We start from the raw sequence: 23,451 nt of genomic DNA on the forward strand, positions 1-23,451 counted from the left end.
ACGATTTGCCTGCGCCAAGTTGTCTCGCTTTTGGGCGGCTCATGCTCGATATCGTCGAATTCATTCGCGCCCTGGCGGCGCTGGCGGTCACCCTGGGCCTGATCGGCCTGGCCGCGTGGGCGCTACGCAAGTACGGGCCCGACGCTATCGGCCGCGCGATCGCCGCGCGCCAGGAGCGCCGCCTGCGCATCGTCGAGAGCCTGGCCCTGGACCCCACCCGCCGCTTGGTCATCGTCAGCCTGGACGGCCAGGAGCGCATGGTCCTGCTGGGCGACGGCAAGCTGCTGGACTGGATCCCTTCTCCGCAACCGACAAAGCCCGCCGAAACCGTCCCCGCCCCGGAGCCCGTGGTCTGATGATCCGCGACCTGATCAAGTCCGTGACGGGCGCCAAGGCCGAGGACGTGCGGCGCGCCGCGGTCATCTCGGTGCTGGCCGCCATCGCCTGCGCGGTGATGCCGGCCGCGGCCCTGGCCCAGTCGGCGGTGAACATCAACCTGGGCTCGGGCGCGGGCCTGACCGACCGGGTCGTCCAGCTGGTCGGCTTGATGACGGTGCTGTCGCTGGCCCCGTCGATCGTGATCATGACCACCTCGTTCGTGCGGATCGTGGTGGTGCTGGGCCTACTGCGCACCGCCATCGGCATCCAGCAGAGCCCGCCCAACCCGGTGATCATCAGCCTGGCCTTGTTCCTGACCGCCATCGTCATGGGCCCGACCTTCGAGAAGTCCTATGACGCCGGCATCAAGCCGCTGCTGGACCACCAGATCGAACTGCCGGAAGCCTTCGACCAGGCCAGCGGGCCGGTGAAGCAGTTCATGCTGCGCCAGGTCGACCGCGAGGACCTGGCCCTGTTCGTCCGCCTGTCCAAGGCCCCCAAGACCCAGGCCGCCCAGGACCTGCCGATGCAGGTAGTGACGCCGGCCTTCATGATCTCGGAACTGAAGCGCGCCTTCGAGATCGGCTTCCTGCTGTTCATTCCGTTCCTGGTCATCGACCTGGTCGTGGCCAGCGTGCTGATGAGCATGGGCATGATGATGCTTCCGCCGGCGGCGATCAGCCTGCCGTTCAAATTGATCTTCTTCGTGCTAGTGGACGGCTGGCGACTCGTCGCAGGCAGCCTCGTCGAGAGCTTCCAGCGCGGCGGCGGCGGATAAACGTAGAAGACCTGCACCATGACTGTTTTCGTTCTCGGCTCGATCAACCTGGACGCCGTGGCGCGGGTCGATGACCTGCCTCGCCCGGGCGAGACGGTGGCCGGCACCTCGCTGGAGCTGTTCCTGGGCGGCAAGGGCGCCAACCAGGCGGTCGCGGCGGCCCGCATGGGCGCGGCCACCCGCCTGATGGGCGCGGTCGGGGGCGACGACTCTGGCAAGAGCCTCAAGGCCAGCCTGGCCGGCTATGGCGTGCAGGTCGCCGACGTGATGGAGCTGTCGGGCGTGCCGACCGGCCAGGCCCACGTCTGGGTGGCCAACAACGCCGAGAACATGATCGTCGTCACCGCCGGGGCCAACGCCCTGGTCACCCCGCAGCAGGTCGGCTCGACCCCGCTGGAGGGTCAGCGCGTGCTGCTGTGCCAGCTGGAGACCCCGGCCACCGCCATCGAGACCCTGTTTCGCACCGGCGCGGCCAAGGGCGCGCTGCGCGTGCTGAACGCCGCCCCGGCCCTGCCCCAGGGCGCGGCGCTGTTCCCGCTGACCGACATCCTGATCCTGAACCAGACCGAGCTGGCGACCTACGCCAAGCTGGACCGCGAACCGGTCCGGCTGGAGGACGTCTCGGTCGCCGCCCGCAAGCTGATGAGCCGGCCGGACCAGACGATCATCGTCACCCTGGGCTCGGCCGGCGTCGCCGCCGTGCGTCGCGACGAGGCTTTCCTGGTCGAGGGCAAGAAGGTCAAGGCGGTCGACACCGTCGGGGCCGGCGACTGCTTCTGCGGCAGCCTGGCCGCCGCCCTGGCTTCGGGCATGGACCTGCGCGAAGCTGTCGAGCTGGCCAATGGCGCCGCGGCCCTGTCGGTGCAGAAGGCCGGCGCCGCGCCGTCGATGCCCTCGCGCCGCGAAGCGGAAGCTTTCCTGGAGGGCTAGCCCTCCGGGTCGCGCTTCAGGTTCTTGGCCACCACCGCCACGATGATCAGCACGAAGGCCGCCAGGCGGATCAGATAGATCCCGCCGCGGTCCTCCTGCGGGATGTGCAGCACCACCGGCAGCGCCTGGTTCACCGCCATCAGCGCGAAGGCCGCCGAGAAGGCCAGGAACAGGCCGTCGCGCGTGCGCCCCCAGAAGCGCAGGAAGAACGCCGCCAGCACCAGGAAGCCGGCGCTCAAGCCGCCGGCGATCAGGCCCTCCTGGCCGCTCATTGGTCGACCTCCCAGATGAAGGCGTAGATCAGCACGCCGATCGCGACGGCCAGGGCGATCTGGCGCGGCCACCACAGCTGCACCTGGGTGGGCAGCAGCACGAGGTCGACGACCAGCAGCAGGTTGTTCAGCGCCATGAAGCCGAACGACACGGCGGTCCAGAGCAGCAGGCGCGTGCGAGCCTTGGCCCAGGCGCGAAACAACAGCCCCGCGCATAGCAGGCTGGCCAGCAGGCACAGGCCGTAGACGACCGCGGGTGTCATTTGCCCCCTCCCCGGAATTTAAACGCGTCGGCCAGCGACTGCAGCCGCTCGGCCGGCGCCGAGATCCAGCGGATCACGGTCACGGGACGAACGCGATAGGTCTCTTCCAGTTCGTCGCAGAGCTTGCCCAAGGCCGGCGCGGCCGGGCGATAGCGGAAGCAGCCGGCGTCGTCGGGAACCACCAGGCCGGCGCTCATCAGGGCGTCCAGATTGCCGTCGACCAGGGCATGGCTGGCGCGCATGGACTCGACCAGCTCGTCGGCCGTCCAGCACCGCTCGGGATCGGCCTTCAGCTTGAGCAACAGCTCCAGCGCCCACACCGACCGGATGTGTTCGCGGATGAAGCTCAGAACGTCCCGGTCCCCAGTCACGCCGTCTCGAAGTCTGCCCCTTGGAAGCGGCGGACCTTAAGGGGGTTCGCCCGAGGGGCAAGCTGAGCTGTAGGGATTTCTGGGATGGGGGCCTTAGGCCGCCCGGATGCCCGAGATGCCTTCGGCGGCGGCGCCGACCACGGCGTCGTAGCCGAGGATCATGTCGACGTCCTTGCCGTTGGTGGCCAGCGGCAGGCGCAGCCACAGGATCGACATGTGCGGCGAGCCGCGCCAGGCCAGGCTGTGGACACCGACGCCCGGACGGCGCTCGTCGACGACCTTGTCCAGTTCCTTGCGCCAGTAGTCGCCGGCGGCGGTGTTGTAGACGTCGTCCAGCTTGCGGCCGGTGATCTCGCGGCCATACACGCCGTACAGGCCGGTGCCGGCCAGACGCAGGCGGTAGTCGCGGGTCTCGCCCTTGACGACGTCGATCAACGACACCGTCGGCAGCAGCCGCTTCATGTTCGTAGGATGCAGGTCGACGCGCGCAGGGAGGCTCGCCCCCCGGCGGAGGGACGCCCAATAGGCGAACATCTCCTGATGAGCGCGGGCCGCCGTGGCGGATGCGCTCAATTGCGCGGACATCTTCAGAGTCCTTAACAAGCTATTGGAATCACTTCGATTCACTATCGCTTAAGGAACGAATCGGCGGCAAGTGAAAAACATGTCGCGCGACAAGATTCCCATATTGAGTCAACTGCCAAAGACAACGCCCGCCGTCCGGGTTCGGACGGCGGGCGCTGGGGTCTGGCGAGGCCGCTAACGGCCAAGCTTTTGTTCCGACTCGACTATTTCGCCTTGCGCGCCGGCTTACGGCCGCCCTGGCCCAGGCCCATCTGCTTGGCTAGGTTCGAACGCGCCTCAGCGTAGTTCGGGGCGACCATCGGGTAATCCTTGGGCAGGTTCCACTTGGCGCGGTAGTCCTCGGGGGTCATGTCGTACTTGGTGCGCAGGTGGCGCTTCAGCGACTTGAACTTGCGACCGTCTTCCAGGCACACGAGGAAGTCGGGCGTGATCGACTTCTTGACCGGAACCGCGGGCTCCTTGGGAGCCGGCGCCGGCTCGGCGGCCGGAGCGCCGACATTGGCCAGCGCGGCATGAACTTGCTTGATCAGAGCTGGCAGGTCGGCGGTCGAAACCACGTTGTTGCCGACATAGGCGGAGACGATGCCCGCCGTCATCTCGATCAGGTCGGATTGATCTTCCATAAGGCCTCGCCCGTAAGCCAATCTTTTTACACGACTGATTCACTAACCAGTCGAGGGCTGCATACAAAAGTTGCAAGCGGCGGGCAATACGGGGTTTGTAAGAGATTGTCCGTAATAATTCAGTGTTCGCCCAACCGACTCAACCAGCCAGGTGGCAAGTAAGTGAGGTTGAGTTCCTGAGCGGCCACAAGTAGCCGTCCCGAAAAACCAACGATATTCCGGATTTAGAGCGCGCTGGGCGAAAGTGTGCGCGGTTTCGCCCGCAAAGCGCGCTCCAAATATTGGGAGTTAGAGCCCCTCTCGGGCTCTAACGGCCGAAATCCCGAGACAGCGCTAGCATCGCGGCGCGCTGCGGGGCCGAGTATTCGTCGACGGCGGCCTCGTCGCCCTCGCGAATGGCCTTCAGCAGGGCAGGGGTCAGGGCCGAGGTCAGCGACCAGTTCCAGTAGCGCAGCACGGTCTGGGCGCGGTCGACGGCGACCATGTCATAGACGGTCAGCACCCGCTCCAGCGCGTGATCGATGGCGCCGCTGCGGTCGACGTCCTGGCGGCGCAGGCCGCGCCACAACAGGCGCACGTTGTTGCGCGGCAGGCCCGTGGCCTTGCACAGGATGGCCAGGGGCTCGCCGCCCGGATCGGTGAAGATCTTGGCGCCGGTCATCGGCTTCAGGCCCGACAGGTACGAGATCTCCTCGGCGATCTCGCGGGTGATCCCCGCCTCGCCGGCGGCGACCGCCTCGTCCAGGCTGCCATAGGGGCTCTTGGCGATGGCCGCGCGGTTGCGCTGGCGGCGCTCGATGAACTGCAGGGCCTTGCGCGATAGCGGGTCCTGCCAGCCCTCGGCCGAGGCCAGGGCGAAGACGTCGCCGACGGCGTCCTGCAGGATTTCGCGCGACACGGCGAAGCGCTGGAGGATGGTCTTGCGCGCCTCGGCGTCAGCCCACCAGAACATGACATAGGCGTGGCTGGGACGCAGCTCGGCGCGGCGCAGCAGCAGCGGGATCAGGTACTGGTTGTCACGCGTGGCGGCGACGATGTTCTCGACGCCCTGGTGGCTGAACTTGACCAGCTCGTTGCGCAGCAGGGTCTCGATGACCGGCGGCTCACCCATGTCGATCAGAGCGTCGGCGACGACCTCGCTGACGCCGCGCCGCTGAGCGATCAGCCGGCGGTGATCGGTGGTCGACTGGTACAGGCAGGCGATCAGGTCGGCGTCCGACAGCTTCTCGGCCTCGACCAGCAGGGCGCGGGCGACGGGCAGCTCGTCACGCAGCAGCAGGCGCGCCAGCACGCCCGGCATCTCGGTCAGCATGGCCAGGCGGCGGGCGACCTTCTCGCGCTCGGTGACATTGGCGTCGCGCAGCATCTCGACCAGCAGGTCGGCGGTCATCGAGCGCTCGAAGGCGTTGATCCGGCTGGTCGGCAGGCACACCACGTCGGCCAGGCGCTTGAGCAGGGCCGAGCGCGAGCGCGGCGCAGCCTTGGGGGCCTCCGGCTCTTCGAACGGCGATGTCCGCGCGGCGTCATTCATCCGATCGAAAAGAGCAGATCGTGCTTAACGAGCCGTGAGCGGCGCCCGCGACAAGTTCACCGGAATTCCGGCTCTTCCCACTCCGGCCAGATGTCCGGCACGTCGGTCGAGACCTTGTTCGGATAGACCGGATTGCGCTTCTCCAGGAACGAGGTCACGCCCTCCTTGGCGTCGCCGGATGCGCCGCGCGACTGGATGGCCCGGCTGTCGGCCTTGTGGGCTTCCATCGGGTGCGCGGCGCCGGCCATGCGCCACAGCAGCTGGCGGGTCAGGGCCACCGACACGGGCGCGGTGTTGTCGGCGATTTCACGGGCCAAAGCGCGGGCGGCGGGCAGCAGCTCGTCGGGCGCGTGCAGCGAGCGGACCAGCCCCTTCTCCAACGCTTCGGACGCCGGGAACACACGGCCGGTGTAGCACCACTCCAGCGCCGTCTGCAGGCCCACCAGGCGCGGCAGGAACCAGGACGAAGCCGCCTCGGGATTGATGCCCCGACGGGCGAAGACGAAGCCGAACTTGGCCTCGGTCGAGGCCATCCGGATGTCCATCGGCAGCTGCATGGTCACGCCCACGCCAACCGCCGCACCGTTGATGGCGCCGATGATGGGTTTCAGGCTGTCGTACATCCGCAAGGTCACGCGGCCGCCGCCGTCGCGATAGACGTCGCCGACCTTGCCCTCCTCGCGCTCCACGGCCTGGGGCGAGGAACGGTCGAACGTGCCGCCGCCGCCACCCAGGTCGGCCCCGGCGCAGAACGCCCGGCCCGCGCCCGTGATGATCACCGCCTTCACCGCGTCGTCGGCGTCGGTGATGTCGAACACCTCGATCATGTCCTTCATCATCCGGGCGGTGAAGGCGTTCATCCGCTCCGGACGGTTCAGAGTGATCGTCGCGATGCCGTCCTCGACGTCGTACAGGATGGTCTCGAAGGTGGGCTGCGACATGTGGGCTTCCTCGTGATTTGCAGGCAGTCAAACACGCGTATGAATACGCCGCAACCGCCCTACCCGCGCTTCACCCCCAGCTTGCTGATCGCGTGGACGAAGTTGTTCGGCGCGATCTCGATGTTCCCCGTCCACTTCATATCCGGGAACCGCGCCAGGATCTGGCGATAGGCCTCCTCCAGCTGGATCTGAGCCACGCGCTTGCCGATGCAGGTGTGGGGGCCATAGCCGAAGGCGATGTGCTTGCCGGCGTTGGCGCGGGTGACGTCCAGCGTGTCGGGCTCGGGGAACATCTCCGGATCGCGGTTGGCCGCGCCGTAGTACATCACGACCTTCTCGCCCTCGCGGATCAGCTGGCCGTCGACCTCGACATCGGCGGTGGCCGTGCGGCGCATGTAGATCACCGGGCTGACCATGCGGATGAACTCGTCGACCGCGCCGCCCAAGAGCGACGGGTCGTCGATCAGCTTCTGCTTCTGGTCGGGGAACTCGGTCAGCAGCTTCATCGCGCCCGACAGGGTGTTGCGGGTGGTGTCGTTGCCCGCGAACACGATCAGCAGCCAGGAGCCGTCGAGATATTCGTCAGCCAGCAGCGCCCCGTCGACCTGGGCCCGCGCGATGGCCGTCATCAGGTCTTCCTTCGGGTCCTCGCGACGCTTCAGCAGCATCCGGCGGCCGTACTCGAACATCTCCTCGACGCCGTTGTTGAAGTCCTGGACGAACTGCATCAGCTCCAGGGTCGGGGCGATCGGGGCGGCGGCGTTCTGGACGGCCAGGTCCTGGGCGCGCTCGAGGTAGTGCATCCAGCCGAGGAACTTCTGCCGGTCCTCGGGCGGCACGCCCAGGATCTCGCACAGGGTGAACAGCGGCAGGATCGAGCTGAAGTGCTCGACCATGTCGATCTCGGCGCCGCCCTCCAGCAGCGGCTCCATCGCGTCGAGAAGCCGGGTCACCTCGGCCCGCACCCGCTCGGTCAGGCCGCGCAAGTAAGCGGGCGTGAAGTACGGCATGTGCTCGCGACGCAGCTGCAGGTGATGCGGCGCGTCCAGATTGATCATGGTGTCCATCGACGCCCGGAACAGCAGGGCGTGGCGTTTGTCCGGCGGCCCCATCGACATCAGGATGCCGCCGCGCTGGGACGAGAAGGTCGCCGGATCGCCGTTCACGCGCTGGACGTCGTCGTACTTGGTCAGCGCCCAAAAGCCCGGACCGTTGAATGGCTCGCCGTGCCACATGACCGGCGCCTCGGTGCGCATCCGCGCGAAGTCGGCCCAGGGCTGGCCGCTGGTGAAGCGGAAGATGTCTGCGAGGTCGACGCCGCTCAGCGTCGGATAGGTCGGGGGCGCGCCGGGACCGGCAATGCCGTCCACTACCGTCTGGCTGATCAGGTCCATCGCGCGCATCTCCCAGAGCATCGTTCTTTGAAGCGACGATACCCCGGAAACGCGACGGAGGAACGGCGCCGCGACGGCAACTTGCGCGATCGGGAAAGGTGCGCGCATGCTCCAAACTGAACGGCGATCACGCGGGTCACACGCGGAGGCCGAAGGGAGAGAAACGATGACCGGGATCATCGAGGCCGACTACGTCATCGTGGGCGCGGGCTCCGCCGGCTGCGTGCTGGCGGCCAGGCTGTCCGAGGGCGGCAAGTTCAAGGTCGTGCTGCTGGAGGCCGGCGGCGACGACCGCCCGACCAAGAACCTTGGCCAATTCGCCTCGAACCTGATGATCCACATCCCGGTCGGCTACTCGTCGACGCTGAAGGATCCCAAGGTCAACTGGCTGTACCAGACCGAGCCGGACCCCGGCACGGGCGGCCGCACCCATGTCTGGCCGCGCGGCAAGGTGCTGGGCGGGTCGTCCTCGATCAACGGCCTGCTCTACATCCGCGGCCAGCACGCCGACTATGACGGCTGGCGGCAGCTGGGCTGCGAGGGCTGGGGCTGGGACGACGTGGCCCCCTATTTCCGCCGGGCCGAGCACCAGGAGCGCGGCGGCTGCGACTGGCACGCCACGGGCGGCCCGCTGAACGTCTCGGACGTCACCACCAAGCACCCGGTCTCGGACGCGGTGATCGAGGCCTGCGAGCAGGCCGGCATCCCGCGCAACGACGACGTCAATGGCTCGTCGCAAGAGGGCGTGAGCTACTACCAGCTGACGGTCAAGAATGGCCAGCGCTGCTCGGCGGCGGTGGCCTATCTGCACCCGGCCATGAACCGCCCGAACCTGACGGTCGAGACCAATGCCCTGGCCGGCAAGGTGCTGTTCGAGGGCAAGCGCGCCGTCGGCGTCGAGTTCACCCAGAACGGCGTCAAGCGCGTAGCCAAGGCACGCGGCGAGGTCATCCTGGCCGGCGGCGCGATCAACTCGCCGCAGCTGCTGCAGCTGTCGGGCGTGGGCCCCGCCGAGCTCCTGATCCGCAACGGTGTCCATGTGGTCCACGACCTGCCAGGCGTCGGCGAGAACCTGCAGGACCACTATGTGATGAGCGTGCGCTATCGGCTGAAAGCCGGCGTCGTCTCGGTCAACGAGCAGTCGAAGGGCGGCCGCCTGGCCGGCGAGGCGCTGCGGTATCTGTTCCAGCGCAAGGGCCTCTTGACCCTGTCGGCCGCGCACATCGCCGCTTTCTGTAAATCCCGTCCGGATCTCGCGGGACCGGACATCCAGTTCCACATCCTGCCCGCCACCATGGACCTGGATAAGTTGGTCAACGAGCAGAAGATGGAGCTGGAGGACGCTCCCGGCCTGACCATCGCCCCCTGCCAGCTGCGCCCCGAGAGCCGTGGCCACATCCGCATCAAGTCGGCCGATCCATCCGTCTATCCGACCATCTTCGCCAACTACCTGGCCGATCCGTTGGACCAGGAAGTCGCCGTCGCCGGCCTGAAGTGGGCCCGCAAGATCGGCCAGGCCCAGGCCCTGTCGCCCTATGTCGACAGCGAGATCAATCCGGGGGGCGAGTTCAGCACCGACGAGCAGCTGCTGGCCTATGCGCGCCTGTCGGGCTCGACGATCTACCACCCGGTCGGCACCTGCCAGATGGGCCACGGGCCGATGGCCGTGGTCGATCCGCAGCTGCGCGTGCGCGGGGTCAAAGCCTTAAGGGTCGTCGACGCCTCGATCATGCCGCGCCTGGTCTCGGGCAACACCAACGCCCCCACCATCATGATCGCCGAGAAGGCCAGCGACATGATCCGGCAAGCCGCCCGCGCGCCCGTCGCCGCCTAAGCCCCAGACGCAGAGGTATCGAGATGCACCCCTACCTTCACGCCCAATCCCAAGGCGACAAGCCGGCCTACATCATGGCCAGCTCGGGCGAGGTCGTGACCTATGCCCAGCTGGACGCGCGGTCGAACCAGGGGGCGCATCTCTTCCGCTCACTGGGCCTGGTTCAAGGCGACGTCATCGCCATCCTGATGGAGAACAACGCCCGCTTTTTCGAGGTCGCCTGGGCGGCGCAGCGCGCGGGGCTGTATTTCGTCTGCGTCTCGACCAAGCTGACGGCGGCCGAGGTCGAATACATCCTCAAGGACTGCGGGGCGAAGGTGTTCGTCACCTCCACCGCCATGGGGCCGCTGATCGACGAGGTGGCCCGGCTCGTGCCCGATCTGACCCTGTTCGCGGTCGGCGGCGCCCAGGGCGCCTATGCCGACTTCGAGGAGGCCCGCGCCCCCGAGCCGACCACGCCGATCGCCGACGAGACCGCCGGCTCGGACATGCTCTATTCGTCAGGCACCACCGGCCGACCCAAGGGTGTGAAGCCGGCCCTGAACGGCGGCCCGATCGACGCGCCCAATGCCTTGCAGATGATGGCCCAGGGCCTGTTCGGCTTCAGCGGCGACAGCGTCTACATCTCGCCCGCCCCGCTCTACCACGCCGCCCCGCTGCGCTGGTGCATGACCGTGCACAAGCTGGGCGGCACGGTCATCGTGATGGAGAAGTTCGAGCCCGAGGCGGCCCTGGCGCTCATCGAGAAGCACCAGGTCAATTGCGGCCAGTTCGTCCCGACCCACTTCGTGCGGATGCTGAAACTGCCCGAGGAAGTCCGAGCGAAGTACGACGTCTCGTCGATGAAGTCGGCGGTCCACGCCGCCGCCCCCTGCCCTGTCCCGGTCAAGGAGCAGATGATCGCCTGGTGGGGCCCGGTGATCTACGAGTACTACGCCGGCACCGAGGGCAACGGCTTCTGCTGGATCAATTCCGACAACTGGCTGGCCCACAAGGGCAGCGTCGGCCAGGCGGTATTGGGCGAGCTGCGCATCTGCGACGACGCCGGCGACCCCGTCCCGCCGCGCACCGAGGGCGCGGTCTACTTCGCCAACGGCCCGGCGGTGAACTACCACAACGCCCCCGACAAGACCGCCGAGAGCTACAACAAGCACGGCTGGACCACCCTGGGCGACGTCGGTTGGGCCGATGAAGAGGGCTACCTCTACCTGACCGACCGCAAGAGCTTCATGATCATCTCGGGCGGGGTGAACATCTATCCGCAGGAGATCGAAAACCTCCTGATCACCCACCCCAAGGTCGCCGACGCCGCCGTGGTCGGCGCACCCTGCGAGGAGATGGGCGAGAAGGTCGTGGCCGTCATCCAGCCCATGGACCAGGCCGAGGACCGCGACGCCCTGGCCGTCGAACTGATGGCCTTCGCCCGCGCCAATCTCAGCCACGTGAAGTCGCCAAGGCGCATCGACTTCATGGCGGAGCTGCCGAGGCATCCGACAGGCAAGCTCTACAAGCGGCTGATCCGGGATGCGTACTGGGGCAAGGGCGAGAGCCGGATCGTCTAGGCGAAGAAGTTATACGCAGATTTCGGATTTGCGTATAACTTGGCGCCATGATCGAGCGGCTGCCCCTTTCGGCGCACACCAGCTATGCCGAGCTGATGGAACGCCTGCGTCTTGGGCGCGTCGGCGACTATCCGCCGGGCTCGAGCTTCGTGTCGAAGACCGTGAAGGGCCGGCTCTACTGGTACGTCCAGATGCCGACCGGCGGCGCCGACAGCCGCCGCCAAGTCTATGTCGGCCCCGACAGCGAAGAGCTGCGCGAGACGATCGCGCGGCATGGCGAGCACCGCGCCGACTTGGACGACCGCCGCCGTCTGGTCGCCGCCATCATCGCCTCGGGCGCCCCGCGCCCTGACCGGACCAGCGGCGAGATCATCCTGGCGCTCGCGGCAGCAGGCGCCTTTCGCCTGCGCGCCTTATTGGTCGGCACCGTGGCCTTCCAGACCTATGCGGCGCACCTGGCCGTACGCCTGCCCGTCACCAGCCTGGCGACGCTCGACCTGGATGTCGCTCAGGACTTCGGCATCGCCTCGAACCTGGACGACACGCTCGACCGTCCTCTGCTCGAAATTCTGAGAGAACTGGATCCGCGCTTTGCGCCAGTGAGCTACGCCTTCGACGCCCGCCGCACGACCAGCTATTCGCTCGGCGAGCGCTATCGGCTGGACGTGCTGACCACCAATCGTGGCGCCCCGCGCGATAAGCCCTCGTACCTGCCGACGCTGAAGAGCGACGCGGTTCCGCTGCCATTCATGGATTTCCTGCTGCGTGATCCTATCCAGACCGCCGTCCTCCACGGCGGCGGCGCGCTGGTGAACGCGCCGGCACCGGCCCGCTACGCGATCCACAAACTGATCGTCAGCCGGGACCGCAAGGTGAACCCCGAGAAGGGCGTCAAGGATCGGCTGCAATCGGTCCAGCTGATCCACGCCCTCAGCCACGACGACCCCTTCGCCCTGCGCGACGCCTATGCCGAGGCCCGCGATCGCGGCGAGGCGTGGCGCGAACTGCTCGATCAGGCGGTCAGCCTCTTGCCCGCCGACGCCCGCGCCGTGCTGGAAAGCTGAGCTCCAGACGCCTATCTGCCGGCCATGACCAAGATCCTGTTCGTCCCCGCCGACGGCCCGCCGCTGGACGCGACCACCGTCAACGATCTGCTCAGCGACGCCTGGAGCGCCGAGGCCGACTTGGTCGCCGTGCCAGTCGAACGGCTGGCCGACGGGTTCCTGGAGCTCTCCACCCGCATCGCCGGCGAGGTGATCCAGAAGTTCACCAACTACCGCATGCGCCTGGCCTTCATCGGCGACATCTCGGCGCGCACCGAGGCCAGCCGCAGCCAGAACGACTTCGTCTACGAGTCGAACAAGGGCCAGCAAGTCTGGTTCTTGAACGATCACGCCGCATTGGACGCCCGACTGGCCGCCGAGGGCTGACAAGCTTGGCCGCGAGCGCCTAACTAGGCCCCATGTTCGCCAGCCTGCTCGCCCGCCTCCCCAAGACCGCCACCGCGCCGTTCTGTCCCGCCGAGGTGCGGGGCGCCGTCGTCGTGCCGGACGGGCTGCCGGCCTGGAAACGGATGCTGCGGGTCGCCGGCCCCGGCCTGCTGGTCAGCGTCGGCTACATGGACCCCGGCAACTGGGCCACCGACATCGAGGCCGGGTCGCGCTACGGCACGTCCCTGCTGTTCGTGGTGGTGCTGTCCAGCCTGGCGGCGATCGTGCTGCAGACCCTGTCGATGCGGCTGGGCTTGGTCACCGGCAAGGACCTGGCGCGGATGTCGCGCGAGCGGTTCGGGCCACGCACCGTCAAGGTCCAGTGGCTGCTGGCCGAGCTGGCCATCATCGCCTGCGACATCGCCGAGGTGCTGGGCAGCGCCCTGGCCTTCAAGCTGTTGCTGGGCATCCCGCTGTGGGCCGGGGTGCTGCTGACCGCGCTGGACACGGTCATCGTGCTGGGCCTGAAGGGCAAGGGTTTCCGGCAGCTGGAGGCGATCATCCTGGGCCTGATCTCGACGGTCGGGATCTGTTTCCTGGTGCAGCTGATCCTGGCCCCGCCGAACGGCGCCGACGTGGCGCGCGGGCTCGTGCCGTCGCTGGATGCGCTGAAGCAGGGCAACGCCCTGTACCTGGCGATCGGCATCCTGGGTGCGACGATCATGCCGCATAACCTCTACCTGCACTCGGCGATCGTACAGACGCGGGTAGTCCCGGCTGACGAGCCTGGCAAGCGCGCCGCCCTCCGCCTGTCGACCATCGATACCGTCGTGTCGCTTCTGCTGGCCCTGCTGATCAACGCCGCCATCCTGATCCTGGCGGCCTCGGCCTTCCACGGCACGGGTCTGACCGAAGTTGCCGGCATTGAGGAAGCCCACCAGCTGCTGGCCCCGGTCACCGGCGGCGTGCTGGCCGGCGTGCTGTTCGCCGTCGCCCTGTTCGCCTCGGGGCAGAGCTCGACCTTCACCGGCACCATCGCCGGCCAGGTGATCCTGGAGGGCTTCCTGGACCTGAAGATCCCCTGCTGGCAGCGGCGGCTGATCACCCGGGGCCTGGCCATCGTGCCGGCCCTGATCGGCGTGCTGACCCTGGGCGAGCACTCGGTCGGCAAGCTCCTGATCCTGACCCAGGTGGTGCTGTCGGCCCAGCTGCCGTTCGCCATCTGGCCGCTGCTGCGCTTCACCGACGACAAGGCGCTGATGGGGGCCTTCGCCAACGGCTGGACCACCAAGATCGTGGCCTGGTTCCTGTTCGTGGTGATCTCGGCGGCCAATGTCTGGCTGGTGGTTTCGACCTTCTCCGGTTGACCCGCGACGCCCGGACTGGTCTCTATCCGAACAACTGTTCGAGGGAGAAAATACCATGAAGGAAGTCGCCTACGCCGACGTCGCCAGCCTGGTCGGCCAGGAGATCGGGGTGTCCGACTGGGTCGAGGTCACCCAGGAGCGCGTCAACCTGTTCGCCGAGGCCACCGGCGACCACCAGTGGATCCATGTCGACGTCGAGCGCGCCACCCGCGAGATCGGCGGCCCGATCGCCCACGGCTATCTGACCCTCTCCCTGATCCCGATGCTGGGCGCCGACATCCTGCGCGTCACCGGCGTCACGCGCGGCATCAACTACGGCTGCGACAAGGTCCGCTTCACCGGCATGGTCCGGGTCGGAAAGCGCGTGCGCATGCGCCAGAAGCTGCTCTCGGCCGAGCCCAAGTCGGGCGGCCTGCAGATGAAGAACGAGTGCACCATCGAGATCGAGGGCGAAGAACGCCCGGCCTGCGTGGCCGAGACGATCTCGGTGATCTACGGCTGAAATCGAGGGATCCCTGTCATTTCCCCTGGCGGCCGCTTGCGATAGCGAGCGGACCTACCGCCAGGGGATTTGCATGCTCGAGCTCCGTCCCAACTGCGAACTGTGCGACGTCGATCTGGCGCCGGACGCGCTGAACGCCCGCATCTGCAGCTACGAGTGCACCTACTGCGCGACTTGCGCGGAGCAGACGCTCCAGAACGTCTGCCCCACCTGCGGCGGCGGCTTCGCGCTGCGGCCGATCCGACCGAAGCAGGCTTACCACCATCCGCATATTTCACTCGGCCTGGGCTTCCATCCGGCCGGCGTCGTCCGCAAGTACAGCCGCTGGAGCCGGGACCAGATCGCCGCCATGACCGCGCGGCTGAAGGACGTCCGACCGGAGGAGCGCTAGATGGCCAAGCAGCACGACTACACCTGCCTGATCGAATGGACCGGCGACCGGGGCGACGGCACGCGCACCTATCGCGGCTATGACCGCACCTGGAACATCGCCACGCCGGGCAAGCCGGTGGTGAACTGCTCCAACGACCCGCTGCTGGGCGGCGACCCGACGCTGCACAATCCCGAAGACCTGCTGCTGTCGTCGCTGAGCGCCTGCCACATGCTGTGGTACCTGCACCTGGCCTCGGTCGCCGGCGTGGTGGTCAAGGGCTACCGCGACCAGCCGATCGGCGTCGGCGAAAGCACGCCCGACGGCGCCGGCCGGTTCCTCAGCGCGACGCTGAAACCGCACATCCTGGTCGAGCGCGGCGCGGACCTGGCCAAGGCCGACGCCGTCCACCACGAGATCCACAAGGTCTGCTTCATCGCCCGCTCGGTGAACTTCCCGGTCGACTACGCGGCGACCTACGAAGAGGTCGACTGAAGCGCCTTGGCGGTCGCCGCGTCGGCCGGCAGGAAGGTCTCGATCGCCAGTTCCGAGACCATGACGTCCAGCGGCGAGCCGAAGGTCATGGTGGCCGACAGGAACGACAGCTCGCCGTGCGGTGTGTTCAGGCGCAGCGGGGCGGCAATCAGGCCTTCGCCGGCGCGGGGATGGGCCTCGCCGCCGGGATAGGCCGACAGCTCCTTGATCAGGTCGGCCAGCTCGGCGTCGCCGCTCTCGGCCAGCTGGCGGCGCAGGCGCGACAGGATATGGCCGCGCCATTCGGCCAGGTTGGCGATGCGCGGGGCGACGCCCTCGGGGTGCAGGCTGACCCGCAGCACATTGACCGGACCTTCCAGGAGCTTGGGCGACACACCCGCCAGCAGCGGCGCAAGGCCGGCGTTGCTGGCCAGCATGATCCAGCGGCGATCGATGGCCAAGGCCGGGAACGGCATGTGGGCGTGCAGCACCGCCTCGACCGCCACGCGGGCGGCGGCCAGGCCAGGGTCGTCATAGGACCGCTCGGGGAACACCGGCGCGAAGCCGGCGGCCAGCAGCAGGGCGTTGCGTTCGCGCAAGGGAACCTCCAGCTGCTCGGCCAAGCGCAGAACCATGTCCCGGCTGGGCGTCGCGCGGCCCGTCTCCAGGAACGACAGGTGCCGGGTCGAGATCTCGGCCTCCAGGGCCAGGTCCATCTGGCTCAGGCGCCGCTTCTGGCGCCAGTCGCGCAGGCGCTCGCCGATCGTCGGGGTGAGGGTCGCGGTGTTCATGTCCAGCAAGCTAGGGCGACCTGCGCGCCGCCGCCATTACCTGACGCGTAATCGACGATCCGCGTCGGCGGCGAAATCCTGGTCGGGCTCAAGAGGAGGAGCCCCCATGACCGCCCTGCCCCGCCGCCACGCCATCACCGTCATGACCGGCATCGGCGCCATCGTCGCCAGCCTACCGGCCCAGGCGACCGCCAAGCCCGCCGCCCCGGCCAAGCGCCCCGCCATGATCACCGCCCGCGACGGGACCCGGCTCTATTTCCGCGACTGGGGCGAGGGGCGACCGGTGGTGTTCCTGGCCGGCTGGGGCCTGCCGTCGGAGTGCTGGGCCTATCAGGCCGCCGAGCTGTCCGAGCAGGGCCTGCGCTGCATCGCCTATGACCGGCGCGGACATGGCCGTTCGGACGCGCCGTGGAAGGGCTACGACTACGACACCCTGGCCGACGACCTGGCCGCGGTGCTGGAGCAGCTGGACCTGCGCGACGTGGTGCTGGTGGCCCACTCGATGGCCGGCGGCGAGGTGGTGCGGTATTTCAGCCGTCACGGCGGGGCGCGGGTGGCCAAGGTGCTGCTGCTGGCCCCGCTGGATCCCTGCCCGGCCCACAAGGCCGACAACCCTACCGGCCTGCCGCCCGCGATGTTCGAGGCCTTCCGCACCCACGTGCTGATGCGCGACTATCCCCGCTGGCTGGAGGAGAACGCCCGGCCGTTCGTGACGCCGGACACCTCGCGAGAAATGATGGACTGGATCCGAGGCCTGATGCTGGAGACGCCGATCAAGGCCCTGGTCGAGTGCAACCGCGCCGCCACCACCGCCGACCTGCGGCCGGAGATCCCAAACATCAAGGTTCCGATGCTGGTGATCCAGGGCGACAAGGACGCCTCGACGCCGCTCGAGACCAGCGGCAAGCGCTATGCCGCGCTAGCCCCGAACGCCGAACTGGTCGTCTACGACGGCGCGCCGCACGGCCTGATGTTCACCCACATCGAGCGGCTGAACGCCGACATCCTGGCCTTCGCGAGGGCTTCCTAGACGGCGCGCGAGGGCGCACAAGACATCCCTTGTTTCAGGGATGATCCATGACCTTCCAAGCCCGTGGCCGCGCCGTTCTGCTGTCGCTCCTGCTGTGCGGCGCCGCCGTGCCCGCCTTCGCGCAAAGCCCGCCCGTCCCCGCTATCCTGAAGACGGCCGAAGCGCGCGACATCCACTCCTACGCCCAGCCGCTGGTGGCGCGGGTCACGCACATCGACCTGGACCTGACTGCCGACTTCGCCGGCCAGAAAATGACCGGCACCGCGGCCCTCGACATCGCCGCCGCGCCCGATGCGAAAGAGGTCGTGCTCGACACCAAGGGCCTGGTGATCCACGGCGTCACCGACGCCAAGGGTAACGCCCTGCCCTGGACCCTGGGCAAGGTCGACCCGATCCTGGGCGCGCCTTTGACGGTGCAGCTCAACGGCGCCAAGCGGATCATCGTCCGCTACGACAGCGCCCCGGGCGGCGCGGCCCTGCAATGGCTCACCCCCGCCCAGACCGCCGGCAAGAAGAGCCCGTACCTGTTCAGTCAGGGCGAGGCGATCCTGAACCGCAGCTGGATCCCCACCCAGGACAGCCCCGGCATCCGCCAGACCTGGACCGCCCGCATCGTCGCGCCCAAGGGCCTGAAGGCGGTGATGAGCGCCCAGATGCTCACCCCCAACGGCGAACCTCTGAAGGACGGCAGCCGCGCCTACCGCTTCAAGATGGACAAGCCGGTGGCCTCGTACCTGATCGCCATCGCGATCGGCGACCTGACCTTCACCCCGCTGGGCAAGCGAACCGGCGTCTATACCGAGCCGTCGGTGATGAAGAAGACGGCCAACGAGTTGGTCGATGTCGAGAAGATGGTCGCCGCCGCCGAGAGCCTCTACGGCCCCTATGCCTGGGGCCGCTACGACCTGTTGGTGCTGCCGCCGTCGTTCCCGTTCGGCGGCATGGAAAACCCGCGCCTGACCTTCGCCACCCCGACCATCATCGCCGGCGACCGCTCGCTGGTCAGCCTGGTGGCGCATGAGCTGGCGCACTCGTGGTCGGGCAACCTCGTCAACAACGCCACCTGGTCGGACTTCTGGCTGAACGAGGGCTTCACCGACTATTTCGAAAACCGGATCATGGAGAAGCTGTACGGCAAACCGCGCGCCGACATGCTGGCCGATCTGGGCTGGAGCGACCTGCAGGCCGCCATCGCCGACGCCGGCGGCCCGACCGGCGCCGACACCCGCCTGCACCTCGACCTGACCGGCCGTGACCCCGACGACGGCATGACGGACATCGCCTACCAGAAGGGCGCGACCTTCCTGCGCACCATCGAGAAGGCTGTCGGCCGGCCGCGCTGGGACGCCTATCTGAAGGCCTATTTCGCCCGCCACGCCTTCCAGAGCCAGACCACGGCCGGCTTCGTCGCCGACCTGCGCCAGAACCTGATCAAGGGCGATCCGAAGCTCGAAGCAGCGATCGGCATCGACAAGTGGGTCTACGAGGTGGGCTTGCCCGACAACGCCGTCCACGTGAAGTCGGTCGCCTTCCCGGCCGTGGACGCCTTGGCCGCCGAGTACGCCAAGGGCGGCCCCGCGCCGCTGGCCAAGTGGAAGGCCTGGAGCACGCCCGAACGCACCCGCTTCATCGCCAGCCTGCCGCGCAAGCTGTCGACCGAGCGTCTCAACACGCTGGATAAAGCCTTCGGCCTGGACGCCCAGGGCAACAGCGAGATCCGCTTCGTCTGGCTGGAGCTGGCCGTGGCCAACCGCTACCAGCCGGCCCTGCCGTCGCTGGAGGCCTTCCTGACCGACCAGGGCCGCCGCAAGTTCGTGGCCCCGCTGTTCAAGGACCTGATGGCCCAGGGCGACTGGGGCCAGCCGATCGCCAAGCGGATCTACGGCCAGACCCGGCCGCTCTATCACGCGGTGACGCGGCAGACGGTCGATACGATCGTGAAGTAGCCAAAACAAAACGGCCGCCGGATCGCTCCGGCGGCCGTTTTCTTTAGTCGTAGGCGGGTGTTCAGTGCTTGATCGCGTCGCCGATCTTGTCCTGCACCTGGCCGACCTTGTTCTGGATGTCGCCCTTGGCCTTTTGGGCGGCGCCCTCAGCTTCCAGACGTTCGTTGTCGGTAGCCTTGCCAACGCCTTCCTTGACCGCGCCTGCGGCCTTGTCTATGGCGCCTTCCACACGATTGGTGCTCATGAGCTCGCTCCTGCTGGTTCGCATTATTGCGTTGCAGAAGAAACGGGCGGGTCCCTCACCGGGTTCCGGGAATTTCCTAGTGTGAAGCGCCCATCGCCATGGCCGAGACGGCCACCGCGGGGATGGCGCCCGGCATGGGCTGTTCGGGCTTGGCCAGCCGCGCCTGGGTGACCGGCGCGCCGGGGATCTTGTCCAGGATGGCCAAGGTCTCGCGGATGAACTTGGCGTGGGTGACGATGCCGATCTCCAAGCGCTCGCCCGACAGCTCGACCTGCTGGGTCAGCAGGCCGGCCACGAACTGGACCTCCTGGCTCTCGCTGGCGCCCGGCCGGCGGCGCGCGCCCTCGGCCATGAACACCGGGCCGCCCGAATTGCCGGGGAACACCGAGAAGTCCATCAGGAAGGTCGGGAAGTTGGCGGCCGGGGCCAGCGGGTAGCTGGCCACGCGACCCGAACGCAGGATCGGGAAGCCAGCCGGGTTGGCCGACAGACCGCGCGGGAAGCCCAGCGCCATCATCTCGTCGCCCGGACCCAGATTGTACTGGTTGAAGGTGTCGTCCTGGGCCAGGTACTTGATCGGGATCGCCGCCTTGACGAACTCGGGCGGGGCCTCGACGACCATGGCCGCGACGTCGCGGGTCGGGTGCTTGGTCCACAGCGGGTGGTCGCCGTCGCGGATCTTCAGGGTCTCGGGATCGAAGCGCCAGACGCCGCCGTCGCCCTCGATGCGATAGCCGATCTTGGCCGACATCGACGGCATCTTTTCGAAGACGTGGGCGGCGGTGATCAGGATGACGCGCGGCTTGCCGTCCGGGGTCGGGTCCGAGATCAGAAAGCCCGTGCCGACGGTCCGCGAACCGTCGCCCAGCGGCTGTTCAAGCTGGACCGTCGCCTTGATCAGGTCGACGGACAGATCCCAGGCCATATCGCCCCCTTGTAGTAGTTACGCTTACTCGCCCGACTGCTGAGGGAATTTGACCACAGGATTCTCGCACCGCAAGTTGTCGTTCTGCCGCACTTGCGCGTTGTGTTGGGTTACGGGGGAATTTGCGCATGGATCGCCGACGCCTGATGACGAGCGCCGCCGCAGCGCTTACGTCATCCCCTGTAATCTTGTCTGGAACAGCTTTCGGGTCCCCCATGTCCGCGCAGAACGTCGTTCGCCCCACCCCGCCGGTCGCCAAGAAGATCCCCAAGACCATCGAGCAGCTGGGACGCAGCCGCACCGACGACTATGCCTGGATGAAGGACGACAACTGGCAGAAGGTCCTGCGCGACCCGGCCCTGATCAAGGCCGACGTCAAGGAGCACCTGACGGCCGAGAACGCCTACACCAAGGCCATGCTGGCCTCGACGGAAGGCCTTCAAGAAAAAATGTTCGCGGAGATGAAGGGGCGCATCAAGGAAGATGACGCCTCGGTGCCCGCAAAAGACGGTCCGTTTGATTATTACACGCGCTTTGAGAAGGGCGCGCAGCATCCGATCCACGCGCGGAAGCCTCACGGTGGAGGTTCCGAGGAGATCCTGCTGGACGAGGAGACTGAGTCGAAAGGCAAGGCCTTCTACCAGGTCGGCGCGGCCAGCCACTCGCCGGATCACAAGCTTTACGCCTTCGCCGTCGATGAGCAGGGCTCGGAAGTCTACCGCATCCACGTCAAGGACCTGGCGACCGGCAAGGTGCTGGAGAGCCCCGTCGAAAGCACCACGGGCGACTTCTGTTTCTCGCCCGACAGCCAGTGGCTGTACTGGACGTTCCGCGACGACAACGGCCGCCCGGCCAAGATCTATCGCCGCCCGACCAAGGGCGCGGCCAAGGACGACGTGCTGATCTATGACGAGCCTGACGAGGGCTTCTTCATCGGCGTTGGTCTCACGGCGTCGGAGAAGTACATCGTCATCTCGTGTGGCAACCAGGAGACCAGCGAGGCGCTGATCATCCCGGCCGCCACGCCGACCGCGACCCCGGTGGTCTTCCACCCGCGCGAGGTGGGTCTGCGTTACGAGCCCGAGCACTGGAACGACCACTGGGTGGTCCGCACCAATGCCGACGGCGCGGTCGACTGGAAGCTGGTCACGGCGCCGGAGGGCGCCACCGGCAAGGCCAACTGGAAGGACTGGATCGCTCACAAGCCGGGCCGCCTGATCTCCGGGACCATGGCCTTCAAGCGCTGGTTCGTGCGCCTGGAGAAGGTCGACGCCCTGAACCAGGTGGTGGTCACCGCTGCGAACGGCGACGCGCACACCATCGGCTTCGACGAGCAGGCCTACGCGCTGAGCCTCGAGGGCGGCTACGAGTACGACACCGACAACGTCCGCTTCGTCTACAACTCGATGACCACGCCCCGGCAGTGGTTCGACTACGACATGGCCTCGCGCCAGCGCACCCTGCGCAAGACGCAGGAGATCCCGTCGGGCCACGATCCGGCCCAGTACGAGACCCGCCGCCTGAACGCCAAGGCCAGCGACGGGACCGACGTGCCGATCTTCATCCTGATGAAGAAGGGGACAAAGCTGGACGGCTCGGCCCCGCTGCTGCTGTACGGCTACGGCAGCTACGGCATCGCCATGGAGCCCAGCTTCTCGATCCGAAACCTGTCCCTGGTCGATCGCGGCTGGATCTGGGCCACGGCCTGCCCGCGCGGCGGTTCGGAAAAGGGCTGGGGCTGGTTCCTGGACGGCAAGAAGTTCAAGAAGAAGAACACCTTCACCGACTTCATCGCCTGCGCCGAGCACCTGCACGGGGCCGGCTACGGCAAGCCCGCCAACACGGTGGCCTATGGCGGCTCGGCCGGCGGCCTGCTGATGGGCGCCATCACCAACATGCGGCCGGACCTGTTCGCCGGCATCATCGCCGCTGTGCCGTTCGTCGACGTGGTCAACACCATGAGCGACACCAGCCTGCCACTGACCCCGCCGGAATGGCCCGAATGGGGCAATCCGCTGGAGGACAAGGAGGCCTACGACTACATCGCCAGCTACTCGCCGTACGACAACGTCTCGGCCAAGCCCTATCCGGCCGTGCTGGCCACCGGCGGGCTGTCGGATCCTCGCGTCACCTACTGGGAGCCGGAGAAGTGGGTCGCCAAGCTGCGACCCGCCACCACCAGCGGCAATCCTGTGCTTCTGAAGATCAATATGGACGCCGGCCATGGCGGCGCATCGGGACGCTTTGACTTCCTGAAAGAGATCGCCTTGGACTACGCCTTCGCGGTGTGGGCGGTGGACAAGGGTTGGACCAAGGCGTGAGTTTAGTGATCAGGGCGTCGACTGACGCCGACCTGACGGCGATTACCGCCATCTATGCCTGGAACGTCTTGAACGGCCTGGGCACCTTCGAGGAAGTCCCGCCGGACCAGGCCGAGATGGGCCGCCGCCGCGCGGCCTTCCTCGACCGCGGCCTGCCCTATCTGGTCGCCGAACTGGACGGCGAGGTGCTGGGTTATTGCTACGCCGGCCCCTTCCGCCTGCGCGCTGCTTATCGCTTTACGGTCGAGGACAGCGTCTATATTTCGCCCGATGCAGTGGGAAAAGGCGTCGGCAAGGCCCTGCTTTCGGCCCTGATCGCGTCTTGTGAAGCTCTGGGCCTGCGACAAATGTGCGCAGTGATCGGCGACAGCGGCAACGACGCCTCGATCGGCCTGCACGCGGCGCTAGGCTTTGAAAAAATGGGCGTTTTCCCGAACATGGGCCACAAGTTCGGCCGCTGGGTCGACCTGGTCTGGATGCAGCGTTCGCTGAACGGCGGTGGCGACACCCCGCCCGACGCGCCGGGGATGCAACTCAGCGGCGTCTAGCAATTGTAAAACATCGTCATTCGAAACAAGGCTTAACCAGT

The 23,451-nt window shown here is 67.4% G+C and carries 24 protein-coding genes and 2 pseudogenes; 15 read left to right on the forward strand and 11 right to left on the reverse strand.

The window, feature by feature from the left end:
* Nucleotides 1-41: 41 nt before the first annotated feature.
* Genes AC07NF_RS22690 through AC07NF_RS22700 form a run of 3 tightly spaced genes read left to right on the forward strand, consistent with a single transcriptional unit; the run spans nucleotide 42 to nucleotide 2,086 of the window.
* Complete coding sequence (locus AC07NF_RS22690; protein ID WP_492813051.1) at nucleotides 42-356, forward strand: FliO/MopB family protein; 315 nt, start codon at nucleotides 42-44, stop codon at nucleotides 354-356.
* Nucleotides 356-1,156 (forward strand): flagellar type III secretion system pore protein FliP, encoded by an 801-nt coding sequence (fliP, locus tag AC07NF_RS22695; RefSeq protein WP_492813053.1) that lies wholly within the window; start codon nucleotides 356-358, stop codon nucleotides 1,154-1,156. Before AC07NF_RS22690 ends, fliP begins: the two co-directional genes overlap by 1 nt.
* Before the next feature lie 18 nt (nucleotides 1,157-1,174).
* A complete protein-coding gene (locus tag AC07NF_RS22700) occupies nucleotides 1,175-2,086 on the forward strand; it encodes a ribokinase (RefSeq protein WP_492813055.1) in 912 nt (303 codons plus the stop codon).
* Here the strand turns inward: AC07NF_RS22700 and AC07NF_RS22705 are convergent.
* The 8 genes from AC07NF_RS22705 to AC07NF_RS22740 all read right to left on the reverse strand — a co-directional run bounded on the left by AC07NF_RS22705 (nucleotide 2,083) and on the right by AC07NF_RS22740 (nucleotide 8,066).
* Nucleotides 2,083-2,358: a DUF5985 family protein gene (locus tag AC07NF_RS22705; RefSeq protein ID WP_492813057.1), complete on the reverse strand. Its 276-nt coding sequence runs from the start codon at nucleotides 2,356-2,358 to the stop codon at nucleotides 2,083-2,085. The genes AC07NF_RS22700 and AC07NF_RS22705 overlap by 4 nt on opposite strands.
* On the reverse strand, nucleotides 2,355-2,621 hold the full coding sequence (locus tag AC07NF_RS22710) for a DUF5985 family protein (protein WP_454717519.1): 267 nt from the start codon (nucleotides 2,619-2,621) through the stop codon (nucleotides 2,355-2,357). Before AC07NF_RS22710 ends, AC07NF_RS22705 begins: the two co-directional genes overlap by 4 nt.
* Complete coding sequence (locus AC07NF_RS22715; protein ID WP_494632859.1) at nucleotides 2,618-2,992, reverse strand: hypothetical protein; 375 nt, start codon at nucleotides 2,990-2,992, stop codon at nucleotides 2,618-2,620. Before AC07NF_RS22715 ends, AC07NF_RS22710 begins: the two co-directional genes overlap by 4 nt.
* A gap of 93 nt (nucleotides 2,993-3,085) precedes the next feature.
* The gene (gene mopJ, locus AC07NF_RS22720; protein WP_454718708.1) at nucleotides 3,086-3,583 is read right to left on the reverse strand and encodes a motility/cell cycle regulatory protein MopJ; all 498 of its coding nucleotides are present in this window, start codon (nucleotides 3,581-3,583) and stop codon (nucleotides 3,086-3,088) included.
* A 197-nt stretch (nucleotides 3,584-3,780) separates the two neighbouring features.
* The gene (locus AC07NF_RS22725; RefSeq protein WP_454761142.1) at nucleotides 3,781-4,200 is read right to left on the reverse strand and encodes a Ros/MucR family transcriptional regulator; all 420 of its coding nucleotides are present in this window, start codon (nucleotides 4,198-4,200) and stop codon (nucleotides 3,781-3,783) included.
* A gap of 307 nt (nucleotides 4,201-4,507) precedes the next feature.
* Nucleotides 4,508-5,731, reverse strand: coding sequence for a DUF2336 domain-containing protein (locus tag AC07NF_RS22730; protein WP_454717522.1), 1,224 nt, complete (start codon nucleotides 5,729-5,731; stop codon nucleotides 4,508-4,510).
* Between the two features lie 56 nt (nucleotides 5,732-5,787).
* Nucleotides 5,788-6,672, reverse strand: a complete 885-nt coding sequence (locus tag AC07NF_RS22735) for a crotonase/enoyl-CoA hydratase family protein (protein ID WP_494632862.1) — start codon at nucleotides 6,670-6,672, stop codon at nucleotides 5,788-5,790.
* 59 nt (nucleotides 6,673-6,731) lie between these two features.
* Nucleotides 6,732-8,066 (reverse strand): cytochrome P450, encoded by a 1,335-nt coding sequence (locus AC07NF_RS22740; RefSeq protein ID WP_494632864.1) that lies wholly within the window; start codon nucleotides 8,064-8,066, stop codon nucleotides 6,732-6,734.
* Between the two features lie 166 nt (nucleotides 8,067-8,232).
* Here AC07NF_RS22740 and AC07NF_RS22745 point away from each other — a divergent pair, with 166 nt between their 5' ends.
* The 8 genes from AC07NF_RS22745 (at nucleotide 8,233) to AC07NF_RS22780 (ending at nucleotide 15,626) form a co-directional block, all read left to right on the forward strand.
* Nucleotides 8,233-9,900, forward strand: coding sequence for a GMC family oxidoreductase (locus AC07NF_RS22745; protein WP_494632865.1), 1,668 nt, complete (start codon nucleotides 8,233-8,235; stop codon nucleotides 9,898-9,900).
* A 23-nt stretch (nucleotides 9,901-9,923) separates the two neighbouring features.
* Complete coding sequence (locus AC07NF_RS22750; RefSeq protein WP_494632867.1) at nucleotides 9,924-11,462, forward strand: acyl-CoA synthetase; 1,539 nt, start codon at nucleotides 9,924-9,926, stop codon at nucleotides 11,460-11,462.
* A 47-nt stretch (nucleotides 11,463-11,509) separates the two neighbouring features.
* Nucleotides 11,510-12,526 (forward strand): nucleotidyltransferase family protein, encoded by a 1,017-nt coding sequence (locus AC07NF_RS22755; protein WP_494632868.1) that lies wholly within the window; start codon nucleotides 11,510-11,512, stop codon nucleotides 12,524-12,526.
* A 24-nt stretch (nucleotides 12,527-12,550) separates the two neighbouring features.
* Nucleotides 12,551-12,892, forward strand: coding sequence for a DUF4180 domain-containing protein (locus AC07NF_RS22760; protein ID WP_494632869.1), 342 nt, complete (start codon nucleotides 12,551-12,553; stop codon nucleotides 12,890-12,892).
* A gap of 32 nt (nucleotides 12,893-12,924) precedes the next feature.
* Nucleotides 12,925-14,259: an Nramp family divalent metal transporter gene (locus AC07NF_RS22765; RefSeq protein WP_494632871.1), complete on the forward strand. Its 1,335-nt coding sequence runs from the start codon at nucleotides 12,925-12,927 to the stop codon at nucleotides 14,257-14,259.
* Between the two features lie 55 nt (nucleotides 14,260-14,314).
* A complete protein-coding gene (locus AC07NF_RS22770; RefSeq protein WP_099580679.1) occupies nucleotides 14,315-14,761 on the forward strand; it encodes a MaoC family dehydratase in 447 nt (148 codons plus the stop codon).
* A 73-nt stretch (nucleotides 14,762-14,834) separates the two neighbouring features.
* Nucleotides 14,835-15,152, forward strand: a complete 318-nt coding sequence (locus AC07NF_RS22775) for a DUF1272 domain-containing protein (protein ID WP_492813074.1) — start codon at nucleotides 14,835-14,837, stop codon at nucleotides 15,150-15,152.
* Entirely contained in the window at nucleotides 15,153-15,626 is a 474-nt protein-coding gene (locus AC07NF_RS22780; RefSeq protein WP_494632875.1) for an OsmC family protein, read from the forward strand. It begins immediately after the preceding gene.
* Here AC07NF_RS22780 and AC07NF_RS22785 read toward each other — a convergent pair.
* Nucleotides 15,608-16,396: a helix-turn-helix domain-containing protein gene (locus tag AC07NF_RS22785; protein WP_494632877.1), complete on the reverse strand. Its 789-nt coding sequence runs from the start codon at nucleotides 16,394-16,396 to the stop codon at nucleotides 15,608-15,610. The genes AC07NF_RS22780 and AC07NF_RS22785 overlap by 19 nt on opposite strands.
* Before the next feature lie 106 nt (nucleotides 16,397-16,502).
* Between AC07NF_RS22785 and AC07NF_RS22790 the strand changes: the two genes are divergently transcribed.
* Entirely contained in the window at nucleotides 16,503-17,426 is a 924-nt protein-coding gene (locus AC07NF_RS22790) for an alpha/beta fold hydrolase (RefSeq protein ID WP_494632878.1), read from the forward strand.
* A gap of 47 nt (nucleotides 17,427-17,473) precedes the next feature.
* Entirely contained in the window at nucleotides 17,474-19,372 is a 1,899-nt protein-coding gene (locus AC07NF_RS22795; protein WP_494632883.1) for a M1 family metallopeptidase, read from the forward strand.
* A gap of 50 nt (nucleotides 19,373-19,422) precedes the next feature.
* Here AC07NF_RS22795 and AC07NF_RS22800 read toward each other — a convergent pair.
* Nucleotides 19,423-19,616: pseudogene (locus tag AC07NF_RS22800) on the reverse strand (CsbD family protein); the annotation flags it as partial.
* A 76-nt stretch (nucleotides 19,617-19,692) separates the two neighbouring features.
* Nucleotides 19,693-20,706: pseudogene (locus AC07NF_RS22805) on the reverse strand (trypsin-like serine peptidase).
* On the opposite strand from AC07NF_RS22805, the gene AC07NF_RS22810 reads away from it, so the two are divergent.
* Nucleotides 20,670-22,862, forward strand: a complete 2,193-nt coding sequence (locus tag AC07NF_RS22810) for a S9 family peptidase (RefSeq protein ID WP_494632886.1) — start codon at nucleotides 20,670-20,672, stop codon at nucleotides 22,860-22,862. The pseudogene AC07NF_RS22805 and the gene AC07NF_RS22810 overlap by 37 nt on opposite strands.
* Entirely contained in the window at nucleotides 22,859-23,410 is a 552-nt protein-coding gene (locus tag AC07NF_RS22815) for a GNAT family N-acetyltransferase (RefSeq protein ID WP_494632888.1), read from the forward strand. The genes AC07NF_RS22810 and AC07NF_RS22815 overlap by 4 nt, the downstream gene beginning before the upstream one ends.
* The last annotated feature ends 41 nt before the right edge of the window (nucleotides 23,411-23,451 follow it).

This window comes from Caulobacter sp. GW821-FHT10A06, assembly GCF_059415805.1.

Bases quoted from the DNA above. Each gene is read 5' to 3' on its own strand.
- AC07NF_RS22765 (WP_494632871.1), top strand. From the start codon at position 12,925: ATGTTCGCCAGCCTGCTCGCCCGCCTCCCCAAGACCGCCACCGCGCCG.
- AC07NF_RS22740 (WP_494632864.1), bottom strand. From the start codon at position 8,066: ATGGACCTGATCAGCCAGACGGTAGTGGACGGCATTGCCGGTCCCGGC.
- AC07NF_RS22795 (WP_494632883.1), top strand. From the start codon at position 17,474: ATGACCTTCCAAGCCCGTGGCCGCGCCGTTCTGCTGTCGCTCCTGCTG.
- AC07NF_RS22770 (WP_099580679.1), top strand. From the start codon at position 14,315: ATGAAGGAAGTCGCCTACGCCGACGTCGCCAGCCTGGTCGGCCAGGAG.
- AC07NF_RS22790 (WP_494632878.1), top strand. From the start codon at position 16,503: ATGACCGCCCTGCCCCGCCGCCACGCCATCACCGTCATGACCGGCATC.
- AC07NF_RS22760 (WP_494632869.1), top strand. From the start codon at position 12,551: ATGACCAAGATCCTGTTCGTCCCCGCCGACGGCCCGCCGCTGGACGCG.
- AC07NF_RS22745 (WP_494632865.1), top strand. From the start codon at position 8,233: ATGACCGGGATCATCGAGGCCGACTACGTCATCGTGGGCGCGGGCTCC.
- AC07NF_RS22785 (WP_494632877.1), bottom strand. From the start codon at position 16,396: ATGAACACCGCGACCCTCACCCCGACGATCGGCGAGCGCCTGCGCGAC.
- AC07NF_RS22725 (WP_454761142.1), bottom strand. From the start codon at position 4,200: ATGGAAGATCAATCCGACCTGATCGAGATGACGGCGGGCATCGTCTCC.
- AC07NF_RS22735 (WP_494632862.1), bottom strand. From the start codon at position 6,672: ATGTCGCAGCCCACCTTCGAGACCATCCTGTACGACGTCGAGGACGGC.
- fliP (WP_492813053.1), top strand. From the start codon at position 356: ATGATCCGCGACCTGATCAAGTCCGTGACGGGCGCCAAGGCCGAGGAC.
- AC07NF_RS22810 (WP_494632886.1), top strand. From the start codon at position 20,670: ATGGATCGCCGACGCCTGATGACGAGCGCCGCCGCAGCGCTTACGTCA.
- AC07NF_RS22690 (WP_492813051.1), top strand. From the start codon at position 42: ATGCTCGATATCGTCGAATTCATTCGCGCCCTGGCGGCGCTGGCGGTC.
- AC07NF_RS22730 (WP_454717522.1), bottom strand. From the start codon at position 5,731: ATGAATGACGCCGCGCGGACATCGCCGTTCGAAGAGCCGGAGGCCCCC.
- AC07NF_RS22775 (WP_492813074.1), top strand. From the start codon at position 14,835: ATGCTCGAGCTCCGTCCCAACTGCGAACTGTGCGACGTCGATCTGGCG.
- AC07NF_RS22710 (WP_454717519.1), bottom strand. From the start codon at position 2,621: ATGACACCCGCGGTCGTCTACGGCCTGTGCCTGCTGGCCAGCCTGCTA.
- AC07NF_RS22700 (WP_492813055.1), top strand. From the start codon at position 1,175: ATGACTGTTTTCGTTCTCGGCTCGATCAACCTGGACGCCGTGGCGCGG.
- AC07NF_RS22705 (WP_492813057.1), bottom strand. From the start codon at position 2,358: ATGAGCGGCCAGGAGGGCCTGATCGCCGGCGGCTTGAGCGCCGGCTTC.
- AC07NF_RS22780 (WP_494632875.1), top strand. From the start codon at position 15,153: ATGGCCAAGCAGCACGACTACACCTGCCTGATCGAATGGACCGGCGAC.
- AC07NF_RS22755 (WP_494632868.1), top strand. From the start codon at position 11,510: ATGATCGAGCGGCTGCCCCTTTCGGCGCACACCAGCTATGCCGAGCTG.
- AC07NF_RS22750 (WP_494632867.1), top strand. From the start codon at position 9,924: ATGCACCCCTACCTTCACGCCCAATCCCAAGGCGACAAGCCGGCCTAC.